The 26777-nt window shown below is 50.8% G+C and carries 24 protein-coding genes; 18 read left to right on the top strand and 6 right to left on the bottom strand.

What is annotated here, in order from left to right; translation table 11 throughout:
- Positions 1-14: 14 nt before the first annotated feature.
- The 3 genes from rpmI (at position 15) to CGZ75_RS11690 (ending at position 1252) form a co-directional block, all read left to right on the top strand.
- Complete coding sequence (gene rpmI / locus CGZ75_RS11700; protein ID WP_089524316.1) at positions 15-215, top strand: 50S ribosomal protein L35; 201 nt, start codon at positions 15-17, stop codon at positions 213-215.
- Positions 216-258: 43 nt separating this feature from the next.
- A complete protein-coding gene (gene rplT / locus CGZ75_RS11695; RefSeq protein WP_089524315.1) occupies positions 259-618 on the top strand; it encodes a 50S ribosomal protein L20 in 360 nt (119 codons plus the stop codon).
- A gap of 217 nt (positions 619-835) precedes the next feature.
- Entirely contained in the window at positions 836-1252 is a 417-nt protein-coding gene (locus tag CGZ75_RS11690; RefSeq protein WP_089524314.1) for a hypothetical protein, read from the top strand.
- A 16-nt stretch (positions 1253-1268) separates the two neighbouring features.
- Here CGZ75_RS11690 and CGZ75_RS11685 read toward each other — a convergent pair whose 3' ends face one another.
- The gene (locus CGZ75_RS11685; RefSeq protein WP_089524313.1) at positions 1269-1718 is read right to left on the bottom strand and encodes a GNAT family N-acetyltransferase; all 450 of its coding nucleotides are present in this window, start codon (positions 1716-1718) and stop codon (positions 1269-1271) included.
- Between the two features lie 582 nt (positions 1719-2300).
- Between CGZ75_RS11685 and ilvB the strand changes: the two genes are divergently transcribed.
- From ilvB to CGZ75_RS25220, 15 genes are all read left to right on the top strand, one after another.
- Entirely contained in the window at positions 2301-4046 is a 1746-nt protein-coding gene (gene ilvB, locus CGZ75_RS11680; protein WP_089524312.1) for a biosynthetic-type acetolactate synthase large subunit, read from the top strand.
- Positions 4043-4534 (top strand): acetolactate synthase small subunit, encoded by a 492-nt coding sequence (gene ilvN / locus CGZ75_RS11675; protein ID WP_089524311.1) that lies wholly within the window; start codon positions 4043-4045, stop codon positions 4532-4534. The genes ilvB and ilvN overlap by 4 nt, the downstream gene beginning before the upstream one ends.
- A gap of 187 nt (positions 4535-4721) precedes the next feature.
- On the top strand, positions 4722-5714 hold the full coding sequence (gene ilvC / locus CGZ75_RS11670) for a ketol-acid reductoisomerase (RefSeq protein WP_089524310.1): 993 nt from the start codon (positions 4722-4724) through the stop codon (positions 5712-5714).
- A gap of 93 nt (positions 5715-5807) precedes the next feature.
- The gene (locus tag CGZ75_RS11665) at positions 5808-7352 is read left to right on the top strand and encodes a 2-isopropylmalate synthase (RefSeq protein ID WP_089524309.1); all 1545 of its coding nucleotides are present in this window, start codon (positions 5808-5810) and stop codon (positions 7350-7352) included.
- A 495-nt stretch (positions 7353-7847) separates the two neighbouring features.
- The gene (leuB, locus tag CGZ75_RS11660; protein WP_089524308.1) at positions 7848-8930 is read left to right on the top strand and encodes a 3-isopropylmalate dehydrogenase; all 1083 of its coding nucleotides are present in this window, start codon (positions 7848-7850) and stop codon (positions 8928-8930) included.
- Positions 8931-9065: 135 nt separating this feature from the next.
- Positions 9066-9614, top strand: a complete 549-nt coding sequence (locus tag CGZ75_RS11655; protein ID WP_089524307.1) for a peroxiredoxin — start codon at positions 9066-9068, stop codon at positions 9612-9614.
- 417 nt (positions 9615-10031) lie between these two features.
- Positions 10032-10331, top strand: a complete 300-nt coding sequence (locus tag CGZ75_RS11650) for a hypothetical protein (protein ID WP_089524306.1) — start codon at positions 10032-10034, stop codon at positions 10329-10331.
- A 144-nt stretch (positions 10332-10475) separates the two neighbouring features.
- Positions 10476-10901, top strand: coding sequence for a hypothetical protein (locus CGZ75_RS11645; protein ID WP_089524305.1), 426 nt, complete (start codon positions 10476-10478; stop codon positions 10899-10901).
- Between the two features lie 39 nt (positions 10902-10940).
- Positions 10941-11822, top strand: coding sequence for an RNA polymerase sigma factor SigI (gene sigI, locus CGZ75_RS11640; protein WP_245850786.1), 882 nt, complete (start codon positions 10941-10943; stop codon positions 11820-11822).
- Positions 11819-13363 (top strand): anti-sigma factor domain-containing protein, encoded by a 1545-nt coding sequence (locus CGZ75_RS11635; protein ID WP_089524304.1) that lies wholly within the window; start codon positions 11819-11821, stop codon positions 13361-13363. Before sigI ends, CGZ75_RS11635 begins: the two co-directional genes overlap by 4 nt.
- Before the next feature lie 211 nt (positions 13364-13574).
- Complete coding sequence (locus CGZ75_RS11630) at positions 13575-13994, top strand: ATP-binding protein (protein WP_089524303.1); 420 nt, start codon at positions 13575-13577, stop codon at positions 13992-13994.
- Positions 13994-15376: an ATP-binding protein gene (locus CGZ75_RS11625; protein WP_089524302.1), complete on the top strand. Its 1383-nt coding sequence runs from the start codon at positions 13994-13996 to the stop codon at positions 15374-15376. Before CGZ75_RS11630 ends, CGZ75_RS11625 begins: the two co-directional genes overlap by 1 nt.
- A gap of 106 nt (positions 15377-15482) precedes the next feature.
- Positions 15483-17015: a leucyl aminopeptidase gene (locus tag CGZ75_RS11620; protein WP_089524301.1), complete on the top strand. Its 1533-nt coding sequence runs from the start codon at positions 15483-15485 to the stop codon at positions 17013-17015.
- A 106-nt stretch (positions 17016-17121) separates the two neighbouring features.
- The gene (locus CGZ75_RS11615) at positions 17122-18084 is read left to right on the top strand and encodes an aldolase catalytic domain-containing protein (protein WP_089524300.1); all 963 of its coding nucleotides are present in this window, start codon (positions 17122-17124) and stop codon (positions 18082-18084) included.
- A 44-nt stretch (positions 18085-18128) separates the two neighbouring features.
- Entirely contained in the window at positions 18129-18275 is a 147-nt protein-coding gene (locus CGZ75_RS25220; RefSeq protein ID WP_176444776.1) for a hypothetical protein, read from the top strand.
- 50 nt (positions 18276-18325) lie between these two features.
- Here CGZ75_RS25220 and CGZ75_RS11610 read toward each other — a convergent pair whose 3' ends face one another.
- The 5 genes from CGZ75_RS11610 to CGZ75_RS11590 all read right to left on the bottom strand — a co-directional run bounded on the left by CGZ75_RS11610 (position 18326) and on the right by CGZ75_RS11590 (position 26760).
- Positions 18326-19900 carry a hypothetical protein gene (locus CGZ75_RS11610; protein WP_089524299.1) on the bottom strand — a complete coding sequence of 525 codons (1575 nt, stop codon included), beginning with the start codon at positions 19898-19900 and terminating at the stop codon, positions 18326-18328.
- Positions 19901-20114: 214 nt separating this feature from the next.
- Positions 20115-21707 (bottom strand): hypothetical protein, encoded by a 1593-nt coding sequence (locus CGZ75_RS11605; RefSeq protein WP_089524298.1) that lies wholly within the window; start codon positions 21705-21707, stop codon positions 20115-20117.
- Positions 21708-21745: 38 nt separating this feature from the next.
- Positions 21746-23335, bottom strand: a complete 1590-nt coding sequence (locus tag CGZ75_RS11600; RefSeq protein ID WP_089524297.1) for a hypothetical protein — start codon at positions 23333-23335, stop codon at positions 21746-21748.
- Positions 23336-23394: 59 nt separating this feature from the next.
- Positions 23395-24975, bottom strand: a complete 1581-nt coding sequence (locus CGZ75_RS11595; protein ID WP_089524296.1) for a hypothetical protein — start codon at positions 24973-24975, stop codon at positions 23395-23397.
- A gap of 210 nt (positions 24976-25185) precedes the next feature.
- Entirely contained in the window at positions 25186-26760 is a 1575-nt protein-coding gene (locus CGZ75_RS11590; RefSeq protein WP_089524295.1) for a hypothetical protein, read from the bottom strand.
- Positions 26761-26777 lie beyond the last annotated feature (17 nt).

The following is a 26777-nucleotide window of genomic DNA, read 5'->3' as shown; positions in this document are numbered from 1 at the left end:
AGGAGGATATCGACATGCCTAAGATGAAGACCCACAGCAGTCTGAAAGGCCGCTTCAAAATTACGGGAACCGGCAAAGTGATGCGCTATAAGGCTCACCGCAATCACTTGCTGTCCCACAAATCCGCTCGCGCGAAGCGCGTTCTGGGAACTCAACCGATCATGGCTCCAGGCGACGTTCGTCGTTTGGCTCAAGGCCTTGCTCAACTGAAATAGTACATTTAATTTCTGATAATAGAACCTACAGGAGGCTTTCATCATGGCAAGAGTAAAGGGTGGATTCGTGCGCGCTCGTCGCCGCAAACGGATTCTTAAACTCGCAAAAGGTTATTTCGGTTCCAAGCATCGCCTATTTAAAACAGCGAAGGAGCAGGTTAACAAATCCCTGCTGTACGCGTACCGTGACCGTCGTCAACGGAAACGTGACTTCCGCAGACTGTGGATCGTTCGTATCAATGCGGCTGCCCGCATTAACGGCTTGTCCTACAGCAAATTCATGTTCGGCCTGAAACAAGCTGGCGTCGAAGTGAACCGTAAGGTTCTTGCCGACCTGGCCGTGAACGACATTGGTTCGTTCAACAGCCTGGCTGACGTAGCCAAGCAAAAACTGAACGCTTAGTTTTTAACAGGGAGAATTCTGCTGCAGAGCAGAGTTCTCCCTGTTTTTTTATGCATAATAGCCTTCGTAGCCGTTACATACTTTCCCTCCTTGTTATCCCAAATACCCTCCCTCTGAATGGTAGAGAAGCCCGTTTCCTTATGCGTATGGACATCTGTACACGCCGAAAACAATGCGCTGAATAAACTGAGAGGAAAGGGAAGGGAGGGAAAACAAGTTGTCTACAATTTCTAAGGCACAAGTTCAGGCAATGGTCGGACGGCGGGTTTACATCAAGCTGAGAGACGGTTCAGCTGTCAATGGCAAGCTGGAAAGGTTTGCAAACGAACGGCTTTACCTGCGAGTTCAGGAAGAGGCAGGAAAGGTCCAAATTCGTGCCTTCATCATACCGCTCGCACTGTTCTCTGTCCTTGCCATTGCACTGACGCCGTTTGCTGGCGGTTTCGGTGGAGGTTGCGGTCCATGCGGACCTGGCCCATACGGCCCCGGTGGATGCAGTCCATGCGGCCCAGGGCCATACGGACCCGGCGGACCTGGCCCATACGGACCGGGCGGACCTGGCCCATACGGACCTTATGGTCCTGGTGGGCCCGGTCAGTTCGGCCCCGGGTATGGTGGCAAGGGTTTTTACTAGTCGGGCGTAAAAGCGTTTAGAGCGGTTTTGTAAAAAGTGTGACCTTCAGCTCGGGGTGATGGCGCACCGGTTCATATCCTTCACGGGTATAGAACCGGCGCGCTTTTTCGTTGACATCGTCCACATATAACACCGACATTAAATTTCTGGCGTATTTGCCGTTCTGTTCGGCTTGTTTCAGCAATTTCAGACCGATGCCGGAACGGCGATGCTGCGGATTCACAACCAGCATGTCGATATGCAGCATACCTTGCAACTGGCCGTAGTGGATAAAACCAAGAAGCTTTCCTCCATTTTTTGGGGAGGCTACAATCGTTGCTCCACTGCGAAAGCGATCCGGCAGTCCAGCGATGACAGTGGCATCATCGGGGCTCACGGTGTAGGACATCGGAATTAACTCGGTCCGGATCAGCCGGACTAGCTCCTGCATATCAGCTGGCATGATGGAGCGATACTGGATATCCATCTTTCAACCCTTCTTCGCTTGTAGGTATTAGGCTCGTTTCAGTCACGGCCTTATGTCGACCGCCAGTAAGCCCGCTTCATAATGTATGCACGAAGGTTTCGAAGCGATAGAATTACAAGAGAATACATAACTTTTCAGTTTACTGCATAATCTAAGTATTGACGGATGGTAAGGTCAAACATATAATAAGTTCTAAGCTTATACCAAACGGCATTGATGAGGACGAAGTGTTAAGGGCTCTACTGTCCAGAGAGCGACGGATTAGCTGCAACCGCCGCCAGCACCCCTTTCCAACGAGCTCACCTCGGAGCTGTTTTCCTGAACGGAATTGTATAATTCCTATTAGGGAGAATCGCATGGCATGCGTTAACCTGCCGAAGTAAGACCGTAGAGGCATGCATCTGTGTCTTACTTCATGAGGCATCGTATTGCAAGATACGGCGCAAACCTGGGTGGTACCACGGAAGATAAACCTTTCGTCCCTATGCTTTGGCATAGTGGGCGGAAGGTTTTTTTGTTTCACACATAGAGGGCGAAGGCGGAACGTCGACACCGCCGCCGTCACGAAGGGAGGAACACATGATGGTTATGCAGGGCGAAGTTAAACGATCCAAAGAAGAAATCATGGAAAGAATGAGGAAGCCGGAAGTGGTCAGCGGCTCTGAAATTCTTCTCCGCAGCCTGGTGCTCGAGGGTGTGGAATGTGTATTCGGCTACCCCGGCGGCGCGGTACTGTTCATCTACGATGCGATGCACGGGTTCAAGGATTTCAATCATTTGCTTACCCGCCACGAGCAGGGGGCAATTCATGCAGCAGACGGTTATGCGAGGGCATCCGGACAAGTTGGCGTTTGCATCGCGACATCGGGTCCGGGAGCGACAAACCTTGTAACGGGAATTGCTACAGCTTATATGGATTCGGTTCCTCTGGTTGTCATTACCGGCAACGTTGCAACCAGCTTCATCGGTACGGACGCCTTCCAAGAAGCGGATATTACAGGTATTACAATGCCGATCACGAAACACAGCTATCTGGTTCGTGATGTAGAGGATCTGCCGCGTGTTATCCACGAGGCATTCCATATCGCTAATACCGGACGCAAAGGCCCGGTGCTGATCGATATTCCGAAGGACGTATCTGCGGCGAAGACGCTTTTCAAACCGGTGACGGAAGTTAATATCCGCGGTTATAACCCGACGGTAACACCACGCAAGCCGCAGCTCGACAAGCTGATCAAGGCGATCAGCGAAGCGGAGCGTCCGGTTATACTGGCAGGCGGCGGGGTCGTTTACTCCGGCGGTCATGAAGAGCTTTTGGAGTTCGTCACCAAAACGGGTATTCCCGTTACGACGACGCTGCTCGGTTTGGGAGCTTTTCCAAGCGCTAACGATCTGTGGCTCGGCATGCCAGGCATGCACGGAACGTATACGTCGAACAAGGCGATCCAGGATTGCGATCTGCTAATCAATATCGGAGCTCGCTTCGATGACCGGGTGACGATGAAGCTGGAGGGTTTTGCGCCAAAGGCTAAAGTAGTCCACATCGACATCGACCCTGCCGAAATCGGCAAAAACGTGCCGACTGAAATTCCAATCGTTGGTGACATTAAGACGACGCTAGCCCTGATCAACGCCGAGGTTGGATATGCAACAGGAGCGGATGCATGGCGACAGCAGATGCAGCAATGGAAACAAGAGCAGCCGCTGCGTTATGTTGACTCTGAAGTAGAACTAAAGCCTCAGTGGGTAATTAGTATGATTCACGAGACGACTAACGGCGAAGCGATCGTAACGACGGACGTTGGCCAGCATCAGATGTGGGCGGCTCAATATTATCGCTTTAACAAGCCCCGCTCCTGGATCACTTCCGGCGGCCTCGGTACGATGGGTTTTGGATTCCCGTCCGCAATCGGTGCTCAGATGGCTAATCCGGATAGATTGGTAGTAAGCATCAACGGTGACGGCGGCATGCAGATGTGTGCGCAAGAGCTTGCGATCTGTGCCATCAATAATATTCCGGTCAAGGTGGCTATTATCAACAACCAGGTGCTCGGAATGGTGCGCCAGTGGCAAGAGATCATTTACGACAACCGGTACAGCCATATTGATCTTGCTGGAAGTCCAGATTTTGTGAAGCTGGCTGAGGCATACGGAGTCAAAGGTTTCCGGGCAACAAACAAGGAAGAAGCGGAAGCAGCTTGGAAGGAAGCGCTCGCGCATCCGGGTCCAGCCGTTGTGGAATTTGTCGTCCGGAAGCACGAGAACGTGTATCCCATGGTCACACAGGGCAACACGATCGACGTCATGCTTATGGGGGATGAAGAATGAATCGCAACTATACGATAGCAGTTCTGGTCAATGACCAGCCGGGTGTTTTGCAGAGAGTGTCGGGCCTGTTCGGTCGTCGTGGATTCAATATTGAGAGTATTACGGTAGGAGCCAGCCAGGAAGCGGGTCTTTCGCGAATGGTTATCGTGACTGCCGGAGACGATAAATTGCTGGAGCAAGTATCCAAGCAGCTATATAAGCTCATCGACGTCATCAAAGTTGTCGACGTTAGCGCTAGTCCAATGGTTGAACGGGAGCTTGCTTTGATCAAGGTTAGTGCAGATCCATCTGCTCGGCCGGAAATTCTCGGTGTTGTTGAAACTTTCCGCGCAGCTGTCGTAGATATTGGTCCAAGCACGCTGATTGTCCAAGTTGTCGGCGGACCTGAAAAGATTGATGCAATGATCGAACTGCTGCGACCATACGGCATTCGCGAGATTTCCCGCACGGGAGTAACGGCAATGAACCGTGGCACTGTAAAGTCATAGTCAGAATTATTTGATAAGTTAGACAACGCACCTATAATGCTATAACTTTTACCTATAAAGCTTATAAAGCCCGCTTTTGAGCGGGAGTTTAAAGAGAATGACGGCTGAAGCACACAGTTACTTTAGTGCGTTGTCTCTTTAAACGCCCGCTCAAAGGGGTTCAAATCAAAGGAGGCATCATCTTATCATGGCAGTTAAACTTTTCTACGAAAACGACGCGGATCTGGGCGTTCTTCAAGGCAAGACAGTTGCAGTTATCGGTTATGGCAGCCAAGGACATGCTCAAGCGCAAAACCTGCGCGACAGCGGAGTGAAAGTTGTTATCGGACTTCGTGAAGGCAAATCCGCTGACAAAGCGCGCAACGATGGTTTTGAAGTCCTTTCCGTTGCTGACGCAACTCGTAAAGCTGATGTTGTACAAATCCTGATGCCTGACGAAACACAGGCTCAAGTATACAATGATGAGATTGCGCCGAACCTGAAAAAGGGCGCTGCGCTTATGTTCTCCCACGGTTTCAACGTTCACTTCGGCCAAATCGTGCCAAGCAAAGACACCGACGTTTTGCTGGTCGCTCCTAAATCCCCGGGCCACATGGTTCGCCGCACTTACGTGGAAGGCTTCGGCGTTCCTGGACTGATCGCAATTGAGCAGGACGCAACGGGCAACGCTCAAGCAATCGGCCTTGCTTATGCAAAAGGTATCGGCTGTACTCGTGCAGGAGTATTCGAGACTTCCTTCCGCGAAGAAACCGAAACGGATCTGTTCGGCGAGCAAGCTGTACTTTGCGGCGGTACTTCTGCACTGGTCAAAGCTGGCTTCGAAACGCTGGTTGAAGCAGGCTACGCTCCAGAAATGGCTTACTTCGAGTGTCTGCATGAGCTGAAGCTGATCGTTGACCTGATGTATGAAGGCGGACTCGCTTCCATGCGCGATTCCATCTCCAACACAGCGGAGTACGGCGACTATGTTACCGGCCCACGCATCGTGACGGACGAAACTAAAAAAGCGATGAAGGAAGTTCTGTCCGACATCCAACAAGGCAAATTTGCTCGCGACTTCATCCTGGAGAACAAATCCGGACGTGCGATGCTGACGGCCACTCGCCGTAATGAATCCGAGCATGCCATCGAAAAAACCGGCGCTGAGCTGCGTGAACTGATGCACTGGATCAAAAAGTAATTTGCTAGTGGACGACGCGCTTCTTCCTCCAGGAATGAGGCGCGTTTGTCGCTTCATAAACTGACAACATGAACTCGAAATGGAGGTGTCGGTATGCGTAAAATCTATATTTTTGATACAACGCTCCGCGACGGCGAGCAATCGCCGGGGGTCAATCTGAATACCCGAGAAAAGGTGGAAATCGCCCTCCAGCTGGAGAAGCTGGGCGTCGATCGGATTGAAGCCGGGTTCCCTGCTGCTTCGCCGGGCGATCTGGCTGCCGTGCAGGCGGTTGCTGGAGCGGTTAAGTCCGCTACGGTCATCGGGCTTGCCCGTGCCGTGGAGCGCGACATTGACGCGGCATGGGAAGCGCTGAAGGATGCTGCTGATCCTTGCATCCATATTTTCCTCGCGACTTCGCCAATCCACCGCAAGCATAAGCTGAAGATGGAGAAGGAGCAGGTGCTTGCGACAGCCGACAAGGCGATTCGTTATGCCAAGCAATTCTTCGACAAAATCGAATTCTCGCCGGAGGATGCTGGCCGTACCGAGCTTGATTTCCTCTGCGAGGTTACGGAGATGGCTATCAAAGCTGGCGCAACGGTCGTCAATATTCCCGACACAGTCGGTTATATGACTCCGGCTGAGTTCGGCAACATTTTCAAGACACTCAAGGAAAATGTGCCGGGCATCGAGACAATTCAGCTGAGTGCACACTGTCATGACGATCTGGGCATGGCCACGGCTAATGCGCTGGCGGCGATCCTGAACGGAGCCGATCAAATCGAAGGCACGATCAACGGCATCGGTGAGCGCGCTGGTAACACGGCGATCGAAGAGGTTGCGCTGGCTCTTGAGACTCGTGCTGCGCTTTTTGGCGCTAAGACTGGCTTGCATCTCAAGGAAATTGCGCGCACAAGCCGCCTTGTCAGCAAGCTGACTGGCATGGTCGTACCGGGCAATAAAGCGATTGTTGGCGCCAATGCCTTTGCTCATGAGTCGGGCATCCATCAGGATGGCATGTTGAAGGAGAAAACGACGTACGAGATCATTTCTCCAGAAACGATCGGCATCAAGGAATCCAAGCTCGTCATGGGCAAACATTCCGGCCGTCACGCTTTCCGCGAGAAGCTGCTCGATCTGGGCTATGAGCTGGCCGATGATGCGCTTAACGTAGCGTTTGCTAAATTCAAGGATTTGGCTGACCGAAAGAAAAACGTCACCGACGACGATCTGCTCGCCATCCTGGAAGAGAAGCTCGTTGATACGCCGGAGATTTACACTCTTGAAACAGTGGAAGTCCATTACGGCAACCGTTCGACGCCTAAGGGTACGGTCACGATCAATGTGGCTGATAAGGGCGTTTTGCAGGGCATGGCCGAAGGAAATGGCTCGATCGACGCGTTGTTCAACGCGATTGACAGCGTGACCTCGGAGACGGTCGAGCTGGAGGACTACTCCATCAAATCCGTTACCCAGGGCAAAGATGCACTCGGCGAGGTACATGTCGTGCTGCGCCAGGATGAGACTTCTGCACAAGGTCGCGGAGTCAGTACCGACATTCTTGAGGCAAGCGCTCGCGCCTATGTCGATGCTCTCAATCGACTGATCGATAAGCGCAAGTCGCCAGGCCGGCGGGATAAAATGAGCCTGATTTAGCCTGTGGAACAGGCCGGGATTAATAGGCCGTGATGAACGGGCTTGGATTAACCAGGCTGGAGCCCTTCAGACCAGCCAAGATTAACCAGGCTGGAGTCAAAAAGCATTCGCCGCGGCGAATGCTTTTTTGTTCTATTTTTCGGAGATGTTCTGAGCTTTCGGACCATCCCGGACTAGGAGCCGCTGTAGGTTGAAGCTCAATGCAGTGTCAGAATTCTCAGGAGCTTAGAAGTAGAAGTGAAGCTCCATGTATTGTAACAAATCAGCTGTTTAGGACTGGCAAGAAGCTCGTATGAAGCTCAATGTAGCGCTAACGAATCCTGTGGAGCTTAGTTTACAGCTAAATTCGCATCAAAGAATTGAAGTCTGAGCCCTCTATAGGTGCAGCCTATGAGAGCAATAGCTTTCCTATCTTGGGCATTGAAGCGGAAGTATGGTACAACTGTGGATAGCTATTATCATTCGAAACGAATATGTAGACGGGAGTGTTCAACTATGGCAGAAACTAAAAAAATCGCTGTAATCGCCGGTGACGGTATTGGTCCGGAAGTTGTTGGAGAAGCTATCAAAGTCATTCGCAAAATCGAGGAGCTCTATGAGTATAACTTCGAGTTCCAGCATGGGCTGTTTGGTGGTATCGCAATTGATGAAAAGGGCACGCCGTTGCCGCAAGAAACGTTGGAAATCTGTCAGAATGCCGATGCTGTCCTGCTTGGAGCAGTAGGCGGCCCGAAATGGGACAATAATTCGAAGGAATTGCGTCCAGAAACGGGATTGCTTGGCATCCGCAAGGCGCTCGGTTTGTTCTCTAACATCCGTCCAGCTACCGTTTTCGACTGTCTGAAAGATGCATCCACGCTGAAACCGGAAGTGCTTGAGGGCACGGATCTGATCGTTGTGCGTGAGCTGACCGGCGGCATCTACTTCGGCGAGAAATTCCGTCGCGAGGGAGCAAACGGAGAGGAAGCGGTTGATACTTGCGTTTACAATGTGCAAGAGATTGAGCGCATCGTCCGTCAAGCGTTCGAAATCGCCATGACGCGTAGCAAGCGCCTCGCTTCCGTTGACAAGGCCAATGTACTTGAGACCTCCCGCCTATGGCGCGAAGTTGTGAACCGGATTGCACCAGAGTACCCAGAGGTTGAGCTGGAGCATGTGCTTGTCGACAACTGTGCGATGCAACTGCTGCGTCGCCCGTCGAGCTTTGATGTTATCGTGACGGAGAACATGTTCGGTGATATTTTGAGCGATGAGGCTGCTATGCTTACTGGCTCAATCGGCATGTTGAGCTCGGCTTCGCTTGGCGAAGGTAGCTTTGGTTTGTACGAACCCGTGCATGGCTCTGCGCCTGACATTGCTGGCCAAGGCATTTCCAATCCCATCGCAACGGTTCTGTCCGTAGCGCTCATGTTCCGCCTTACGTTCGGTTATGCCGATGCAGCTCAAGCGATTGAAGACGCCGTTAAAGAAGTGCTCGACGCGGGTCACCGCACGGGAGACATCGCTGTTGACAAGTCTAAGGCAATCGGCACCGAAGCGATGGGTGAGCTGATTGTCAACGCTATCCGTAAAATCTAACTTTGACTGTCAGATGATAATCATTTCAATTTAATATTGACTCTGTTCTATGAAAAATGATATGATCTCATGGAACGTCACAACAGGTGACAGCATATTCGAACGCTTAAAGCGTCAAGGAGGTAATTCGGTATTATGGCAGAACGTTTGGTAGGCCGCTTGGCCCCGGATTTCACGATGGAGACAGTTGACGGTCAAGGTAAAGAGTTCGGTAAAGTATCCCTTTCCGACTACCGTGGCAAATGGCTTGTATTCTTCTTCTACCCGCTGGATTTCACATTCGTGTGCCCAACGGAAATTACTGCTCTCAGCGACGCAGCTGAAGAGTTCAAAAAACTCAACTCCGAGATTCTTGGTGTCAGCATCGACAGCATCCACAGCCACAAAGCTTGGATCAATACGCCGAAAAACGACAACGGTCTTGGTCAATTGAACTTCCCGCTTGCTGCTGACATCACGAAACAAGTATCCCGTGATTACGGCGTTCTGATCGAAGACGAAGGTATCGCTCTGCGCGGCCTGTTCATCATCGATCCAGAAGGCGAGCTCAAATACCAAGTTGTTAACCACAATGATGTAGGCCGTAGCGTGGAAGAAACGCTTCGTGTTCTCCAGGCTCTGCAATCCGGCGGTCTTTGCCCGATGAACTGGAAACCAGGCGACAAAACTTTGGTAACTGCATAAGCAAGCAATACGCCCCACCGTCCATTAGACGGTGTACGTATGCGGAGGAAATACGAGAAGGATGCCTATGGGAATATCTTTCTAGTATGACAAGCAATACACCCCACCGTCCATTAGACGGTGTACGTATGCGGAGGAAATACGAGAAGGATGCCTATGGGAATATCTTTCTAGTATGACAAGCAATACGCCCCACCGTCCATTAGACGGTGTACGTATGCGGAGGAAATACGAGAAGGATGCCTATGGGAATATCTTTCTAGTATGAGAATGAAGCAAATAATGGACAAGCCAGAGCATCTGCTCTGGCTTTTTCTTATTCCCGTTTTTCTGTGTTTTTCGGGCGCAGCCTGTGTCTTACTGTTGGCTATTGGTTAAGGATAAGAAAATCAGTCAACGGAAGAGGAGGCTGCCCGGATGAATGCAGAAATGGATTATCCACAAAGGCAAGAAGCGAACATGGAAGGGCCGAAGCCAGAAATAACGCCGCCAGCGTCGCCTGAGATCGAGCAACCGGCCAAGCCAGAAATAACGCCGCCAGCGTCGCCTGAGATCGAGCAACCGGCCAAGCCAGAAATAACGCCACCTGCGTCGCCTGAGATCGAGCAGCCAGCTAAGCCGGAAATTGCCCCTGAGCCGTTCCGGCCCGAGATCGCGCCGAACCCGGCGCCGGAGCTGCCTGAACTGCCTCAGTGGCCAGAGATTACGCCCAGTTAGCTGGACAAACTTAAATTTACATATTTTGGATTGATGGTTCGAGTAGTCGGTAAAGCAGGAATTTGAGAGTTTGGCAACGAATATACTCTCAGGAAGATGTAAGGTTAAGGTGGCAAATAGGCTTCTACAAGGAGGGAACCAGGGATGAGTTTTTGCTGCGGGGCAAGCATGATCGGTACAAAAGGCACGCTCAGGCATTATCGGACTCACATTCATAACGTCCCCATTTTGTTCTGTCCGGTTTGCCATCGTGTCGATATTCATTATATGATAGAGAGCGAATATGAAATTTTAGCTGAATATGCACATGGAGACGGAGTGTCCGAAGTTGATTTTCAGGATTATGTGGATCAGCGCGGCAAATCTCTCTTTGAGAATTGCGTGAACCACGACAACGAAGATCCGATGGATGTGGTTATGAGTCAGATCGATATGGCTCTTGATCTGCTTGGATTTGCCAAACATCTCGGAGACTCGACCTGGGAAGCAGAGCTTAAAAAAAGGTTGGGAATATTGAATTCTCGCCGCAACAAGCTGAAGGCCAAACGAACCTCCGAAGGTCTCTGTTAGCCATTAGGATGCCTCCTGATCCAGGAGGCATTTTTTATTTTGGCTTACTCCCGCAAATGGAGAACAGGTTGCGAATCGTATAGGAAGCGAGGTGCTGTTTTGCTGCTGATGTTGTTCAAAAGATGGTTGGGACGCTTCAGCGTCAAGCAGAAGCCCATAGACGGCGCAAAGCCGCTCGGCCTGACCATAGAGAAGATCCAGCAAGGCAATGAAAGCTTGCGTGAACAGCTTATTCAGGACTATAGGCCTTTTATACTCAAGTCCACAAGCCGCTTCTGCAAGCGATACATAGATCCAAGCCGCGATGATGAATTCAGTATCGCAATGATTGCATTTAATGAAGCGATTCATCAGTTTTCACCGGAATCAGGGCGCTCCTTCACGAGCTTTGCGGAAACCGTAATTCGGCGTAGGCTAATTGATTATGTCCGGCGCGAGAAACGTCACTGGAAATCGCTGCCCGCCGGGAATCTCAACCAGGACGGGACGCTGGATGAAGGCCTGCAAACAGCTTGGACAAGACAGGCGGTGTCTCGTTTCCAGCTCGACCGGGATGCAGACAACAGACGTCTGGAAATTGAAGAGTATGCCAGCGAACTGGAGGGCTACGGAATCAAGTTTACGGATCTGGCCGGCAAATCCCCAAAACATGAGGATTCCCGAATTTTGCTGCAAGGAATCGCGTTTAAGCTCGCTACCGAGGATTCCCTGTGGGGCGTACTTGTCCAGTCCCGTCGACTGCCAGTCAAAGAGCTGATGGAGTTAGGCGGCGTCTCACGCAAGACGATTGAGCGTAATCGCAAGTATTTGATTGCAGTTGCTGTGTTGCTGCGGGGTGATTACCCGTATTTGTCGGATTACTTGCAGCTCCGGAAAGAAAAGGCGGAGCAGGAGCTAACAGCAGGGGGGACAAGGCTGTGAACGGGAAGGGCATCGTGCTGGAGGTCAAGGGGAGCAAGCTCATCGTGCTCACTCCTGATGGCCGTTTCCGCAAAATAAGAAGCAACGGGGGAGAACTGATGGGCCAGGAGGTGTGGCTGGCTCCGGAGGGACGGTTTCGCCCAGTAAAAATGAGCTGGTGGTTGCCTGCAGCGGCTGCCGCGCTGGCACTGCTGATCGCCATTCCCGCTATGTTGGCCGTAAGAGTCGAGGCTCGTCCCGTTGTCGCTTATCTCAGCATGGACATCAATCCCAGCTTTGAGCTCGGGGTTGATGAAAAACTTAAAGTCCGATCGCTGCGCGCGGTCAACAAAGACGCAGCTCCTTTTGTCGAGGCGTTGGAGTATGAAGGCAGGCCGGTCTCTGAGGTGATGGACCGTCTAGCGAGCGAACTGGCGGACACTTCCTATTTGCAAGGAGAACAAGCTAATATCGTATTCGCTGGCGTCCGGCTGGATGGAGCGGAAAAAGAGCTGCTGAGCGATCTTAATTTGCAAGCGAAGGCTGCATTCCAGAAAGCTGCGGCACAATCGGGCGATGCGAATGTAAAGATCACGCAGATAGAATCTACTCCCGGTGTGATGGATGAGGCGGCGTATCTAGGACTTTCGACGGGTCAGATGACCGTTTATTTGCTCGCCAAGGACAAAGGTTATTCGGTCAGTCTGGACCAATTCCGCACGAAGCCGCTTCATGCTGCAGCAACTTGGAAGGGTGGTATAGGCGCACTGGTAGGGGATGCTGAGGAGCTGAACCAAGACAAGCTGAACCGGCTGTTGGAGGAAGAGAAGCAAGAGAGAGCTTCGGAGGCTTCAGGAGCTTCATCGGCTCCGTCTCCAACTCCTAAGCCTAAAACCTCGTCGCTTGGAGCGGGAGGTGCGGGCTCTGCATCGTTCAAGCCATCAGCGGCTGTAGAGACGAAGCCTGCCGTAGCGCAGCCATCAGCCCCATCTACAAAAACACCTCCACCATCTCAAAAGCATCTTCCGAAGCCCAAGGTTTCGGCCGTTGAGTCGCATCTGACACCACTACCTGACTTGGAGCGCGGCCAATCTCGTGAAGAGCTGTCCGAACGTGAGGAAGAGCTGGCTGATCAGGCCGGGGTTCTTAGTGAGGAATGGAAGAAATATAGCAAACAACAAAAAGAAAACTGGCTCAAAGAGAAAAAGGCGGCAATCGAAAAGCTGCGTGAGGAAGCGGAAAAAGCTCGCAAGGAGCTGGAGCGGAGGGCTCGGGAAGCCGAGGAGCGCTTAAAACAGACTGAAGAAAAATGGAAAAAAGACGCAAAGAAGCAGGCTGAGGAACGTTTAAAGGAGCATGAAACGCAGCTCAAGCATGAACAGGGAAAAGAAGAGAAACAGAAAGAGCAGGAGGAGAAGCGGCTGGAGGAAGCCGAGGAGGAGTGGGAAGAGGCCGAAGAAGAATGGGAAGAAGCCGAAGACGAGTGGGAAGAAGCACAGGAAGAATGGGACAATATCGAGGAAGAATGGGAAGAAAAGCTGGAACAGCATTTCGGACATTAACCTCATTCGACAGCGGACAAGTTTTTGCCGCTTTTTTTTACTTCCGTCGTCCCGGTTACTCCTGAATCGCCTATCGCCCAATCGCTTTGAAAAATGGCATAATTCGACATTATTTCCGATTGACACTTGTTGACAGCGAATCCTATGATTAGTTTACGAATCGACGGCTTGACTGCGATCCTGACAGGAAGGAACAGGGGGCGAAGCTCGTATGGGGATGGAACTGTTCAACATTAGCAATGTCAAGGATGCCATAAGAGCTCGCCAAACAGGTAGAGTATTGGCAAGAGAGCTGGGCTTCGGAATTATTGATCAGACTCGTATCGCCTACGCTATTTCAGAGCTGTCGAACTGTTTTGTGGAGATGCATCAGCGAAGCCAATTGTTGATAGGCGAAGTACGCAAGAATACCGGGGAAGCGGGCCTGGAGTGGTCTCTGATCGGCAGCTGCAGCTTCTCCCATGAGCTTGAGGAGGAATGGAAATCGCTTTGGTCGGAGGAATGGGATATTGCAATCACACGCCGAGTAGGGACATGCATTACGTTCCGCAAATGGCTGCCTCCCTCCTACTACATGAATTCGACCCCAATACAGCTCCAGCTGTTTGCAACCGGAGAGGAGCAAGGCTAATGCAGTCAATTCGAAAGCGCTATTTCCCGGCGCTTGCCGAATATATACGCAGCGGAAGCGAGGCATCCCTGTACCAGGCAACGGAACTAGGGAAAATGTTTCATAGCATTGGACCTGAGGAAATTATCGCGATACATGAGGAAAGTATGCGAAACATCATTCTGAATGTGGATTCGGAAGAGGCGCTTGAGCTATATAACCGCTCCTTCCTTTTCCTTATTGAGCTGATGGTTGCTTATCGCTTCCGCTACCAGCCCGAGCGACCGGCAGACGAACGCTATACGGAGATGCGGGAACTGCTCAGTCGCTCCTATCGCTCCTTCGAACGGGTAAAGAGTAAGTACGAGAACGTCCTTCAGCACATGGACAGCGGCATTGCATTGTTTGATACAGAAGGCGTCGTTACCTTCATGAACCTGCAGATGGCTAAGTTCCTTGATACGCCTCGTAAAACACTTGTCGGCTGCAGTATCCTTGAAATTCTTCGTCATTCCCAGTTGACGCGACAAACCAAGCGGCTTTTAATCCGCTTGTACCGGGAGATTATCGTTCGTCGTAATAAGTATTTCGAGTTCCAAGACAGTAGTGGACGTCATCTGCTCATCACAGCTACCTATGGTGATCAGCTGGACGGTGATTATCTGATTAGTATGAAGGATGTTTCCGAGTACAAACAGATCGAGCAGACCGCTTACCAAAATGACAAGCTGGCCATGCTTGGCAAAATCGCTGCTGCCATCGCACATGAAATTAGAAATCCGCTTACATCGATCCGGGGTTTCATCCAGTTGCTTCGCCCTGCTTTGGTCGATTTGGGTAAGGAAGAATACGCCAAGATTATGGTAGCCGAAATCGACCGGGCCAACGACATCATCTATGAGTTTTTGAACTCTTCTAAGCCGACAGCCCCGATGAAACAAACGATCCAGCTCACCTCACTGCTCAAAGAAGTCAGCATGCTCAGTGAAAGCGAAGCCTTGATGCATAATTGCCAAATTTACCTGGAATCGTATGAGGCTGATTTGCAGGTTTCTATTGACGTCAAACAGATCAAACAGGTTGTGCTCAATCTGTTCAAGAATGCGATGGATACGATTGCTGAATTGGACGGTGATCGGGCCGGGCGGATCGACGTTATTTTGAAGCGCAAGGCTGACTTCGCAGAAATTACGGTAAAAGATAACGGCAAAGGCATGGATCGGGCCACGCTGAACCGGCTTTTCGATCCTTTTTTTACGACCAAGGAGTCTGGAACCGGCCTCGGCCTATCCGTAAGTTATCGCATCATACGCAACCACAGCGGGACAATCCGAGTGACGAGCGTGGCAGGGGAAGGCACATCGTTTATGATCTATTTGCCAATCGCAGAGCAAAAAGTTTAAAATCGGGGTGGTGCATCCCGGTTTTTTTTTTGCATTACAAGCGCAAGTACATACCGGGTCAAATACGGCGAAGCCGTTTTGTTTTCTAAGAAAGGAAGATGACGATATGAAACTAACCTTTATTCATACACCGGTGGAGGAGGCTGCTGCTTATGATCTGCTTATCCGTGCGGTTACGGCGGCTGAGCTTCAGCAGGAGCATGGAACGGGGACCAGTGATCCGGCGGATCCGCTGGCCCATTCCGCTGTAAAACAGGCGCTGCAGGAGCGCTTCCAGCGAGGCAACTTCAAAGCTTCGGCGGAGCAAGTGTTAACGATGCCACTGTTAGGGCTGATGCCGGCACGTTCGGTATCGTTCATTGGTATTGGCGGCGGTGCTGACTCTACGGATGAACTGCGCCGGCTGGGAGCGGCTGCTGCTCGTGAGATTCGCAGCCAGAAGGCAGTCACAGCTTGCCTGCTGCTGTCAGATGAGCTTTACTCCGGCACTAATGGCGTTCGTACCGTCGATGCCGCAGCTGCACTGGTGGAGGGCTTAGTGCTCGGCGGATATAAGCGGAGCAAAACGCAGTCTGGCGAGCCAACACCGAAACATGCTGCGGAGGTGTCATTCCAACTGAGCGGGAATGCGTCTCAGGAGCATAAGGCGCAGTGGACCGAGGGAATCGGCCGCGGCGTCATTATGGGTGAGGCGACGATTTGGGCGCGGGATCTCGTGCATTTGCCTGGCAGCGTACTTACGCCAGAGTCACTGGCCGAAGAGGCGGAGAAACTGGCATCCCATTATGAGCTCGACTGTGAGATTCTAGACGAGTGGACCGCTCAGGAGCTCGGCATGGGCGGACTGCTGGCGGTAGGCAAGGGCAGCGCGCATCCTCCGCGCATGATCGTACTGCATTATGAAGGCGATCCGGGCAGCGAGGAGAAATGGGGCCTGATCGGCAAAGGAATTACTTTTGACACCGGTGGTTATTCGCTCAAGCGCGCCCCAGGCATGCAGGATATGATCGGCGATATGGGAGGTGCAGCGGCTGTGTTGGCGGCAATGCGGATTATCGGTAGCCTGAAGCCGAAGGCCAATGTGATCGCGGTCATCCCTTCCGCTGAGAACATGATTTCCGAGCGGGCGTTCAAGCCGGGTGATGTTATAACCATGATGAACGGCCTAACGGTAGAAATTGTGAACACTGACGCGGAAGGACGTTTGGTGCTTGCGGATGGCTTAACGACCGCGCTGAAGCGCGGAGCGACGAAGCTGGTAGAAGTCTCAACGCTTACTGGCGCAGTAGTTGCAGCTCTCGGGGAGGAAGCATCCGGCTTCATGGGCAATGACGAATTGCTGCGTCGGCAGTTGGAGGCGTCGGCGGTTCGGACTGGAGAACGTGTCTGGCCTTTGCCGGCTTATCCGGAATACCGCAAGCAGCTCGACAGCGATGCGGCTGATCTGAAAAATGGAGCTGGTAGAGACGGCGGCGCAAGTATTGCGGGCATGTTCATTGGAGCTTTTGCAGAGGAAAAACCTTGGCTTCATATTGATATTGCCGGAACAGCATGGATCAGTCGCGCCAGAGGCTGGGAGAGCAAGGGAGCGACGGGCGTGATGGCGCGAACGCTGGCAGATCTTGTTCTGAAGGACTAAGCCCAAGGATGCTGGCGGCAGGCTCGACAAAATTCTTTGCGTTCTTCATCCGTTTCCCGTATTATAGGATGAACGTAACCTTATAAATGTAAGGAGTTCTGCAACCATGTCTGCAAAAAACAGCACTAGCAAGATCGTCGATTGTACCGTCCGCGATGGGGGCCTTGTTAACAATTGGGACTTCAGCATTGAATTTGTCCAAGATCTGTACCGCAGCCTTGATGAGGCTGGCGTTGAGTATATGGAGATCGGCTACAAGAACTCTCCGAAGCTGCTCAAGGGTGCGGAATCCGCAGGTCCTTGGCGCTTCCTGAACGATGACTTCCTGCGCAAGGTCATCCCGAACAAAGGCAAAACGAAGCTTTCTGCGCTAGTTGATATCGGCCGTGTGGACGAGAACGATATTCTCCCGCGCGCTGAGAGCATGATTGATCTGATTCGCGTCGCTTGTTACATCCAGGATGTGGACAAGGCTCTGGAGCTTGTCACTCTGTTCCATGAACGCGGCTACGAGACAACGCTGAACATCATGGCTCTCTCCAACGTGATGGAGAACCAACTGGTGGAAGCGTTCGAAGCAATTCGCGAGAGCGTCGTAGACGTTGTTTACGTCGTTGACTCCTACGGAAGCCTCAAGCCAAGCGACTTCGGTTACCTGGTTGACAAGTTCAAGCAGCATCTTCCGAACAAGAAGCTTGGCGTGCACACGCACAACAACCAGCAACTGGCGTTCGCCAATACGCTGCTTGCCGTTGATAAGGGCGTAGAGTTCCTCGACACTAGCGTTTACGGTATGGGTCGTGCCGCCGGTAACTGCAACACAGAGCTTTTGGTAGCACATTTGCCGAACACGAAGTACAATGTCCGTCCTGTACTTGAGATGATCGAGAAGCATATGCTGCCGCTGCGCGAGAAGGAAGAGTGGGGCTACATCATGGAATACATGGTGACCGGCCTGCTCGACGAACATCCGCGTTCTGCGATGGCAATTCGTGGCTCCGAGAAACAGGACAAGATCGTTGATTTCTACGATCAGCTGACAACGCCTGAGATTCTGCACAGCAAATAAGCGAATTGCATTCCGTACACCAACATAAGGGGCTGGCTGACGTCATGAAGATGACGCCATCCAGCCCCTTTTTGCGCTTAATCGAAATTGAGCTCGATAAAGATGCCTCCGCTTGTTCTGCTAAAACCTCGCTGTCGATCCTTCCGCCATCAATCGGAGAATTGAAATTAATCGCCTTTGCTCATGGATAAGGGCCAGTCGTAGGTCATGAATCTGACTTGCGGATGGTCCTTATATTCCGTCAACCTGAACTAGGCGTGACGGATATGCCGCCGCTCGCCCAGCCAATTACCCCGCCAGTTGTTGGTCCGGAGCTCAGGGGAGTAAACACCATAACAAAGCGGTCCCCATCGTTGACCGGGATGCTGAGTCCGGTTACGATGCGATGAATGCCAGGGGAAGTTGTTGTATATGTTCCGAACTGCAAAAGAGGAAGTGTAAATTGCGATACAGTTATCGGAGTAGCTACACTGGTTGAAGCTGAATACCGGTACACTTCTACAAAGATCGAAACGGGTTGTTCCAGCGTTTGATTGCTTTCAACACCGAAGTAAGCCGCAACTGAAGTAATTGTTCCACCACCCTGGTTGGCAGAGGTGAATTTGATCATTTGTGGATCTACAAGGATCGACGCTCCAAATGATTGGAACGGTTGGTTATCGCTGAACCCAAAGCCGATTATTCCAGAGGTGGTTGGTTCGCCTTGAGTAGTAACATTCAGATTTAACGGCAAATGGCTGGCAAACGGAATAATGGGTCCAGCTGAAGTGGGAGGCGCATTTACGGGTTCAATCGTGATCGTACCGCCCCCGGTACCCAGGATGGTCGTAGGATCTGCACCTGAGTTGGCGCTCGATGTGACTGTGAATAAAAGAATGACGCGATCTTCCTGACTGAGGGAAATATTGAGTCCGGTTAGGCTGCCTCCAAGTCCAATTCCGTTGACATTTCCTGATAAGTTTGGAACTAGTTGTATTACGGTTCCTGGAATAGTAACAAATGGACTATAAGGAGACGAGCCGGGAAGGGATCGGCATAGCTGAGCCACGATCGTAATAGGAGGACCGTTTACAACAAGGTTATTTGGGAAGAAGCTGGCGGACATCGCCGTAATCGTTCCTGCCCGGGGCATAGAAAAAGCATAATTGTTTCCCCCGAGATTGTCGGCTAGTACAATCGAAGTATTTACGGTGGGAATACTCGTGGTTACGGGGATACTTTTGGATACAAAGCCGGTTCCTGCTATCGCCCCTTCCGTTGGAAGACCCGTGCGGCTATTGAAGAGTAGAGCCATAACTTGATTGCCACCGTCAAAGAAAAGGTTCGTTCCAGAAATAGCAGGAGGGACGAAGTTCTCAATTCCAGCCAGATTGGTTTCGGCGAGTCTAACTCGAATGACCCACCCATCCTTGACGGTACTGGAGACACATGCGACCAGGCTGAGGCTGTACAGATCTGTCAGCACCACCTGAGTCGAAGCTACAGCGGCGGAACTCCACCCGTCCGATTGCTGATAGGCGTTAATAGCCAGCTCCGTGGCCGCAAGCAGATCGGCCTGAGCGCTCAGTGTAAGAGGCAATTCAACAATCAGATTTTGCAGTACTTTCAGTACAGCTGGGAGCGGTCCTGCTGGCGGAATAAACGAGTTTGATATAGCAGTCGCCAAATTATCGAGCAACCCCTCAAAAATATCCGCTTGAAGAGGCGTAAAAGTGACGAGGCAGGGTTTTCTCGTTTTTTGGCAAGGCTTGCAAAGATCAGCGTTATGCGGCCTATATGATAGTAGAGCATCTTTATTTAAGTTGATACGGTCCATAATCTTCTATACCTCCCCGTGAAGCAACTATATTATTTGTATGTATTCCGGGCTTGTTTAAAGACGCGTATGAGTCAAATTCGCGAAAGAATAGTCGGCATCGTCGTGTGTGCCGCAGCTGATATTGCTTGCAAAGCAAATAATAGCTGCATGCGAAGGGGCCTGCCTTAAGTCGTGAAGCTGACCTAAGGACCTAAGGCTGACCCGTATGTTGTCAAGGAAAAGGAGGCGCGAGAGAGATACCTCCGCTCGCCCAGCCAGAAATCGACACACCACTTGTTGCAGTAAGATTTTGTGCGGTAAACACCATAATTAAGCGGTCCCCGGGGTTGACGTTGACGCTTCCGAATGGGAGTACGGTAAAGATAAAATGCAGACCGGGAGAAGTTGTCGTAAATGTTCCTGCCTGCAGAGCAGAAAGCAAAAATACTGTATCTGGAATCGGAGTAGCTGTGCTGTTTGCAGGCGTATACCGATACAACTGGACAAAGATATTAATAGGTTGCTCTAATGTTTGATTACTTTCAACACCGAAGTAAGCCGCAATTGACGTGATCGTTTGCTCTTCTGTAATGGGAGAGGTAAATCCGTTAATTAATGGGTTTACAATAATCGGCAGCCCAAACGATGTGAACTGTTCATTACTGCTGAATCCAAAGGCGATCACTCCGGCGTCGATTGGAGAGCCAGTAGCGTCAAAATTTAATGTTACGGGCAAGTGACTGGCCAGTGGAATAATAGGGCCGAATGAATCAGCAGGCAGATTTACCGGTTCAATTGTGAGCGTACCGCCCCCAATGCCCACAATGGTTGTAGGATCGGCGGTCGTGCTTGTTGTGGCTGTAAATATTGTAAATAGAAGAACGAGGCGATCCTCCGGATTAAGGGAAATGTTGAGTCCGGTCAAGCTGCCTGAAACTTCAATTGCGGAAACATTTCCCGATAAGGATGGAAGCAACTGGACGGAGGCCCCTGGAATAGCAACAAACGGAGTATAAGGAGAATCATTGGGAAGGGCACGGCACAGCTGGGCCACAACCGTAATAGGCGGACCGTTAACAACAAGGTTATTGCCTGTATTGAAATTGGCGGTCATCGAGGTAAGTGTTCCTGCCCGGGGCATGGAAAAAGCATAGTTGTTCCCCCCAAGATTATCGGCCAGTACAATTGAAACATTTGCGACGCCACTGGTCGTTGTAACGGGGATACTTTGGGACACAAAGCCGGTTCCTGCTATCACCCCTTCAGTTGGCAGACCCGTACTGGGGTTGAAGCTTAAAACCATAGTCTCATTACCACCGTCAAAGGAAAGGGTCGTTCCTGAAATAACAGGAGGAACGCCGCTTTCAATTCCAGCCAGATTGGTTTCGGCGAGCCTAACTCTAATGACCCACCCATCCTTGACGGTACTTGCGACACAGGCTACGAGGCTGAGGGCGTACAGGTCTGTGAGCACGATCTGGGTCGAAGCTACAGCGGCCGAACTCCAGCCTTGCGACTGCTGATAGGCGTTAATAGCCATCTCTGTGGCTGCAAGCAGATTGGCTTGAGCGTTCAGCGTCAGAGGCAATTCTACAATCAGATTTTGAAGTACTTTTAGAATGGATGGGAGCGGTCCTGCTGGCGGGACAAACGAGTTTTGTATGGCAGCTGCCAGATCATCCAGCAGGCCCTCAAAAATATCCGCCTGAAGGGGCGTAAAAGTGACGAGGCATGGTTTTTTTGTTATTTTGCAAGGCTTGCAATGATCGGCGTTATGAGGCCTGCTTGATATTAAAGCATTTTTACTTGAGTCATTACGGTCCATATTCACCTATACCTCCTCTTGAAGCAGCTGTATTATCTTTAAGTAAAACTAGGCCCGATGGATATGCCCCCGCTTACCCAGCCTGCAATTGACACACTACTAGTTGCATTAAGTCTTAGAGCGGTAAACACCATAACTAAGCGGTCCCCCGGGTTGACGTTGATGGCTATGTTTGAGGGTGTGATAAAGAGACTATGCAAGCCGGGAGAAGTTGTCGTGTATGTTCCGGCCGACAGAAGAGGAAGCATAAATAGCGTTGGTGCAATCGGAGTAATCATGTTATTTGCAGGTGTATATCGATACAGCTGGACAAAGATGTTGATCGGTTCAAGTAGAGTTTGATTGCTCTCAACTCCGAAGTAAGCCGCAATTGTCGCGAGCGTTCCCTCTTCTGTAATGGGTGAGGTGAATTCGGTAAATATCGACGGAACAGTGATCGGTGATGTAAACGATGAGAACGTTTCAGTATTGCTGAATCCAAAACCTATTATTCCCGCGGTGACTGGAGCGCCAGTAGCGTCAAAATTAAGCTTTACGGGTAAGTGACTGGCCAACGGAATAATATTGAATGGAATTGGAGGTAGACTTACTGAATCAATCGTGATAATGCTGCCTCCGGTACCTGCAATGGTTGTAGGATCTGCTGCAGCGCCTGTTATGGCTGTAAATATTGTAAATACAAGAACGAGGCGATCCTCCGGATTAAGGGAGACGTTAAGTCCGTTCAGGCTCCCTGAACAAACGATTCCGGACACATTTCCCGATAAGGATGGAACCAGCTGGACGGTGGTCCCTGGAATTGCAACAAACGGCGTATAAGGAGAATCGTCAGGAAGGGCGCGACACAGCTGAGCCAGAATCGTAATAGGCGGACCGTTAATAACAAGGTTACTGCTTGGGGTGAAATTAGCGGACAACGATGTGAGCATTCCCGGCTGAGGCATGGAAAAAGCATAGTTGTTCCCACCGGAATTGTCGGTCAGCACAATCGAAATATTTTCGGCGCTGCCAGTTGTGGTAACGGGGATGCTTTGGGATACAAAATCGGTTCCTACTATTACCCCTTCAGTTGGCAGCCCCGTACTTCCGTTGAAGCTTAACCTCATCGTTTGATTACCGCCGCCAAAGAAAAGGCTCGTTCCTGAAATAACAGGAGGAACGCCGCTTTCAATTCCAGCCAGATTGGTTTCGGCGAGTCTAACTCGAATGACCCACCCATCCTTGACGGTACTTGCGACACAGGCGACCAGGCTGAGGGCATACAGGTCTGTGAGCACAATCTGGGTCGAAGCTACAGCGGCCGAACTCCAGCCTTTCGACTGCTGATAGGCGTTAATAGCCATCTCTGTGGCTGCAAGTAGATCGGCCTGAGCGCTTAGTGTGAGGGGCAGGTCAACAATCAGATTTTGAAACACTTTTAGTACAGCCGGGAGGGGGCCTGCTGGCGGGACAAACGAATTTTGTATGGCAGCCGCAAGATCATCCAGCAGTCCTTCAAAAATATCTGCCTGAAGAGGCGTAAAGTTGACGAGGCAAGGCTTTCTCGTTATTTTACAAGGCTTGCAATGGTCGGCGTTATGAGGCCGGTTTGATATCAGAGCCTTTTTACTTGGATTGTTACGATCCATAATTTTCTACACCTCCTCGAAGGAACTCCTTTATTTGCATCAATTCGGCCCTTAAGTTGTCAAGGTTGAACTAGCGCGATGGATATGCCTCCGCTCGCCCAAGCTACAATCGATCCACCATTTAATGTCGGGTTTGTTTGAGCGGTAAATACCATAACTAAGCGCTCTCCCACGCCGACTGTGATAATTTGGGTTGGGGTAAAGATTCGATGCGTGCTAGGGGAAGTTGTCGTATATGTTCCAATCGGCAGAACAGGCAGCGTAAATTGCGTATTTGCAATCGGAATAGCCGTGCTGTTTGCAGTCGTGTATCGATACAGCTCGACAAAAACAGTTAGGGGTTGTTGCACGGCTTGATTGCTTTGAACACCGAAGTAAGCAGAAATTGAGGTGATCGTTCCCCCTTCTGCAAGAGGAGAGGTAAATCCGTTAATTAACGGATTTACAATGATCGGTGATGTAGACGACTGGAACGGTTCATTATCGCTGAATCCAAAGCCGACTATTCCAGCGCTGGTTGAAGTGCCTGTATTGTTGAAATTTAGGCTGATCGGCAAGTGACTGGCAAGTGGAATAATAGGGACGTTTGCAGTAGGAGGAGCGTTCACCGGTGCTATCGAAAGAACACCGCTTCCGCTACCCAGAATAGTTGCAGGATCGGCTGTAGCTGTTCCGATTGTAAATACTGTAAATAAAAGAATGAGGCGATCCTCCGGATTAAGAGTAATATTCAGTCCGTTTAAACTGCCTGCACAATTGATACCGGACACATCTCCCGATAAAGAAGGAATAAGCTGAATCGTGGTATCTGGGATTGGAACAAACGGAGTATAAGGAGAATCACTAGGAAGGGCGCGACACAATTGAGCCAGAATCGTAATAGGCGGACCTTCAATATTAACGTTAGCCGGGAAGAAACTAGCTGTCATTGCGGTGAGTGTTCCTGCCCGGGGCATGGAAAAAGCATAATTGTTCCCCCCGGTGTTGTCGGCCAGTACAATTGAAACATTTTCGACGCCGCCAGTCGTGGTAACGGGAATACCTGGGGACACAAAGCCGATTCCTGCTATCACCCCTCTAGTTGGCAGACCCGTAGTATTATTAAAGCTTAAATCCATAGTTTGATTGCCGCCGTCAAAGACAAGGGTCGTTCCTGAAATAACAGGAGGAACGCCGCTTTCAATTCCAGCCAGATTAGTTTCGGCGAGCCTAACTCGGATGACCCACCCATCCTTGACGGTACTGGATACACATGCGACCAGGCTGAGGGCATACAGGTCTGTGAGTACAATCTGGGTCGAGGCTACAGCGGCCGAGCTCCAGCCTTCCGATTGCTGGTAGGCGTTAATAGCCAGCTCAGTGGCTGCGAGCAGATCGGCCTGAGCGCTCAGCGTGAGAGGCAATTCAACAATGAGGTTTTGCAGCACTTTTAATACAGCCGGGAGAGGTCCTGCTGGCGGGACAAAAGAGTTTTGTATGGCAGCCGCCAGATTATCGAGCAGTCCTTCGAAAATATCCGCCTGAAGGGGAGTAAAGGAGACGAGGCAGGGTTTTTTCGTTTTTTTGCAAGGCTTGCAATGATCGGCATTATGAGGCCTGTTTGAAATTAGAGCATCTTTACTTGAGATGTTAAGGTCCATAATCTTCTAAGCCTCCTCTTGAAGCAACTGTATTATGAGTATGTATTCTGGTCTTGTCTAAAGACGAGGTTGAGTAAATTTTCGAATGCGTAATAGGCATCGTCGTGTGTGCCGCAAATGCTTTTACCTGCAAAGCAAATAATCGCTTCTTTATATGAGAAGGGGCCTGCTGGCATCATGAAGATGACGCCAGCAGGCCCCCTTATGCGTTCAATCGGAATTAAGCTCGATAAAGGCACCTCCGCTCCCCCAGCCCGTTATTGCTCCAGCAATGAAAGTAAAATTCATCGAAAATACGATCAGTAATCGGTCGCCGGCGTTAACAGGAACGTTCAATCCGGTTAGGGTTCCGTGCGAGGCAGGAGATGTTTCCGTGTATGTGCCTGGCGGCAGAATAGATAAATTCGTAATCGCATCAAAACTCAAGACAGCTGCTTGACTGCTTGTATTTGTGAAGCGGTATACTGCGACTACCGTGGCAGGAGATTCCGGCAATATCGATCCGCTTGTCAGGCTAAAATAAGCGGCTAATGAGGTAAGCGTTCCGCCTTGTTGAATCGGGACGGTGAACGCCATGAAGCCGCTCGCATTAACTGGACTAAGGGTCCCTGGGTTAGAATTAATTTGGGTGTTGCTGTTTCCAAAGCCCACGACTCCGAGAGTTAGAGCCTCGGCGGTAGCATTTCCAGACAAATCAACTGTAAGCCGGCTGGCAAACGGTACAATTTGACCGATTGCTACCCCTTGAGTGGGCACAAAGGTTATGGTTCCCTCGAGTGTGCCAAGAAGAACGTCGGGAACGGGGTTTGGTTCGGAAGAAGAGATCGTAAATACGAGGACGAGCCGGTCCTCGGCATCTACAGGGATACTGAGTCCAGTTTGATTGATTTGACATGAAAAATTTTCTGTTATGCTTCCAAATAAACCGGGGCTTAACGAAGCAACCGTTCCCGGGATGGCGACAAAAGGCTGGTAAAGGGAGATGTCCGGCAAAGCCCGGCAAAGCTGGACTTGAACCGTAATCGTGGCGCCTGAAATCGTAGTGGGCAACGGAGAAAAGCTTGCCGTAATAGAGGTAATGGTACTTGATTGAGGCACGGAAAAGGCAAAGTTGTCTTCTCCTAAATTATTGGCAAGTACAATGGATACATTTTGCCCTAAACTGTTTGTCGTGACGGGTATGCCTTCCGATGTAAAATTAATGATCGGAATTGCGCCTTGTGCCGGAAGGCCTGTTAACTTGTTTAAGCTGAGCGAGGTGGTAGTATTCCCACCGTCCAATACTACGAGTGTTCCTGGGGTGGCAGGCGGAACAATATTAGTTATGCCGGCTAAGTTCGTTTCGGCTAATCGGATTCGGATGACCCAGCCGTCTTTAACTGGAGCGGATACGCAGGCCAGCAGACTAAAGGCGTACAACTCGGTGAGCGTCTGCCCCGTAGCGGCAATAAGAGCGTCAGACCAACCCTCGGATTGTTCATAAGCGGTAATATTCAGCTCGGTAGCAGCGAACAGGCCGGCCTGGTCGCGCAGCGAGAGCCGCATGACTTTGAACAGATTTTGCAGAACCTTGAGCACATTGGGCAAGGGCCCGGCAGGAGGGATGTAGATAGATTGAATGGAAGCAATCAAATCGTCCAGCAGCCCCTCGAAGATATCGGCTTGCAGCGGCGTAAAAAGGATGATGCAGTTCCTATGAGGTGGTGTTGGACAAGGCTTGCAATGCTCTTGAGAATGTGGCTTGTAGGAAACAGGTTTTGTTTTTGTACCGGAATTATGGTTCAAAGCGACTCCTCCTCTAA

It is taken from the genome of Paenibacillus herberti, from assembly GCF_002233675.1.
Lineage (GTDB): Bacteria > Bacillota > Bacilli > Paenibacillales > Paenibacillaceae > Paenibacillus_O > Paenibacillus_O herberti.
The sequence above is the reverse complement of the archived record's forward strand: the minus strand, read 5'-3'. Positions and strand labels throughout refer to the sequence as shown.

What these genes read in the sequence shown, in the direction of transcription:
- CGZ75_RS11665 (WP_089524309.1), top strand. Translation starts at nt 5,808, where the DNA reads ATGCGTAAAATCTATATTTTTGATACAACGCTCCGCGACGGCGAGCAA.
- CGZ75_RS11645 (WP_089524305.1), top strand. Translation starts at nt 10,476, where the DNA reads ATGAGTTTTTGCTGCGGGGCAAGCATGATCGGTACAAAAGGCACGCTC.
- leuB (WP_089524308.1), top strand. Translation starts at nt 7,848, where the DNA reads ATGGCAGAAACTAAAAAAATCGCTGTAATCGCCGGTGACGGTATTGGT.
- rpmI (WP_089524316.1), top strand. Translation starts at nt 15, where the DNA reads ATGCCTAAGATGAAGACCCACAGCAGTCTGAAAGGCCGCTTCAAAATT.
- ilvN (WP_089524311.1), top strand. Translation starts at nt 4,043, where the DNA reads ATGAATCGCAACTATACGATAGCAGTTCTGGTCAATGACCAGCCGGGT.
- CGZ75_RS25220 (WP_176444776.1), top strand. Translation starts at nt 18,129, where the DNA reads ATGAAGATGACGCCATCCAGCCCCTTTTTGCGCTTAATCGAAATTGAG.
- CGZ75_RS11685 (WP_089524313.1), bottom strand. Translation starts at nt 1,718, where the DNA reads ATGGATATCCAGTATCGCTCCATCATGCCAGCTGATATGCAGGAGCTA.
- CGZ75_RS11615 (WP_089524300.1), top strand. Translation starts at nt 17,122, where the DNA reads ATGTCTGCAAAAAACAGCACTAGCAAGATCGTCGATTGTACCGTCCGC.
- CGZ75_RS11650 (WP_089524306.1), top strand. Translation starts at nt 10,032, where the DNA reads ATGAATGCAGAAATGGATTATCCACAAAGGCAAGAAGCGAACATGGAA.
- CGZ75_RS11610 (WP_089524299.1), bottom strand. Translation starts at nt 19,900, where the DNA reads ATGGACCGTATCAACTTAAATAAAGATGCTCTACTATCATATAGGCCG.
- CGZ75_RS11595 (WP_089524296.1), bottom strand. Translation starts at nt 24,975, where the DNA reads ATGGACCTTAACATCTCAAGTAAAGATGCTCTAATTTCAAACAGGCCT.
- rplT (WP_089524315.1), top strand. Translation starts at nt 259, where the DNA reads ATGGCAAGAGTAAAGGGTGGATTCGTGCGCGCTCGTCGCCGCAAACGG.
- ilvC (WP_089524310.1), top strand. Translation starts at nt 4,722, where the DNA reads ATGGCAGTTAAACTTTTCTACGAAAACGACGCGGATCTGGGCGTTCTT.
- CGZ75_RS11655 (WP_089524307.1), top strand. Translation starts at nt 9,066, where the DNA reads ATGGCAGAACGTTTGGTAGGCCGCTTGGCCCCGGATTTCACGATGGAG.
- ilvB (WP_089524312.1), top strand. Translation starts at nt 2,301, where the DNA reads ATGGTTATGCAGGGCGAAGTTAAACGATCCAAAGAAGAAATCATGGAA.
- CGZ75_RS11605 (WP_089524298.1), bottom strand. Translation starts at nt 21,707, where the DNA reads ATGGACCGTAATGACTCAAGTAAAAATGCTTTAATATCAAGCAGGCCT.
- CGZ75_RS11625 (WP_089524302.1), top strand. Translation starts at nt 13,994, where the DNA reads ATGCAGTCAATTCGAAAGCGCTATTTCCCGGCGCTTGCCGAATATATA.
- CGZ75_RS11630 (WP_089524303.1), top strand. Translation starts at nt 13,575, where the DNA reads ATGGGGATGGAACTGTTCAACATTAGCAATGTCAAGGATGCCATAAGA.
- CGZ75_RS11600 (WP_089524297.1), bottom strand. Translation starts at nt 23,335, where the DNA reads ATGGATCGTAACAATCCAAGTAAAAAGGCTCTGATATCAAACCGGCCT.
- CGZ75_RS11620 (WP_089524301.1), top strand. Translation starts at nt 15,483, where the DNA reads ATGAAACTAACCTTTATTCATACACCGGTGGAGGAGGCTGCTGCTTAT.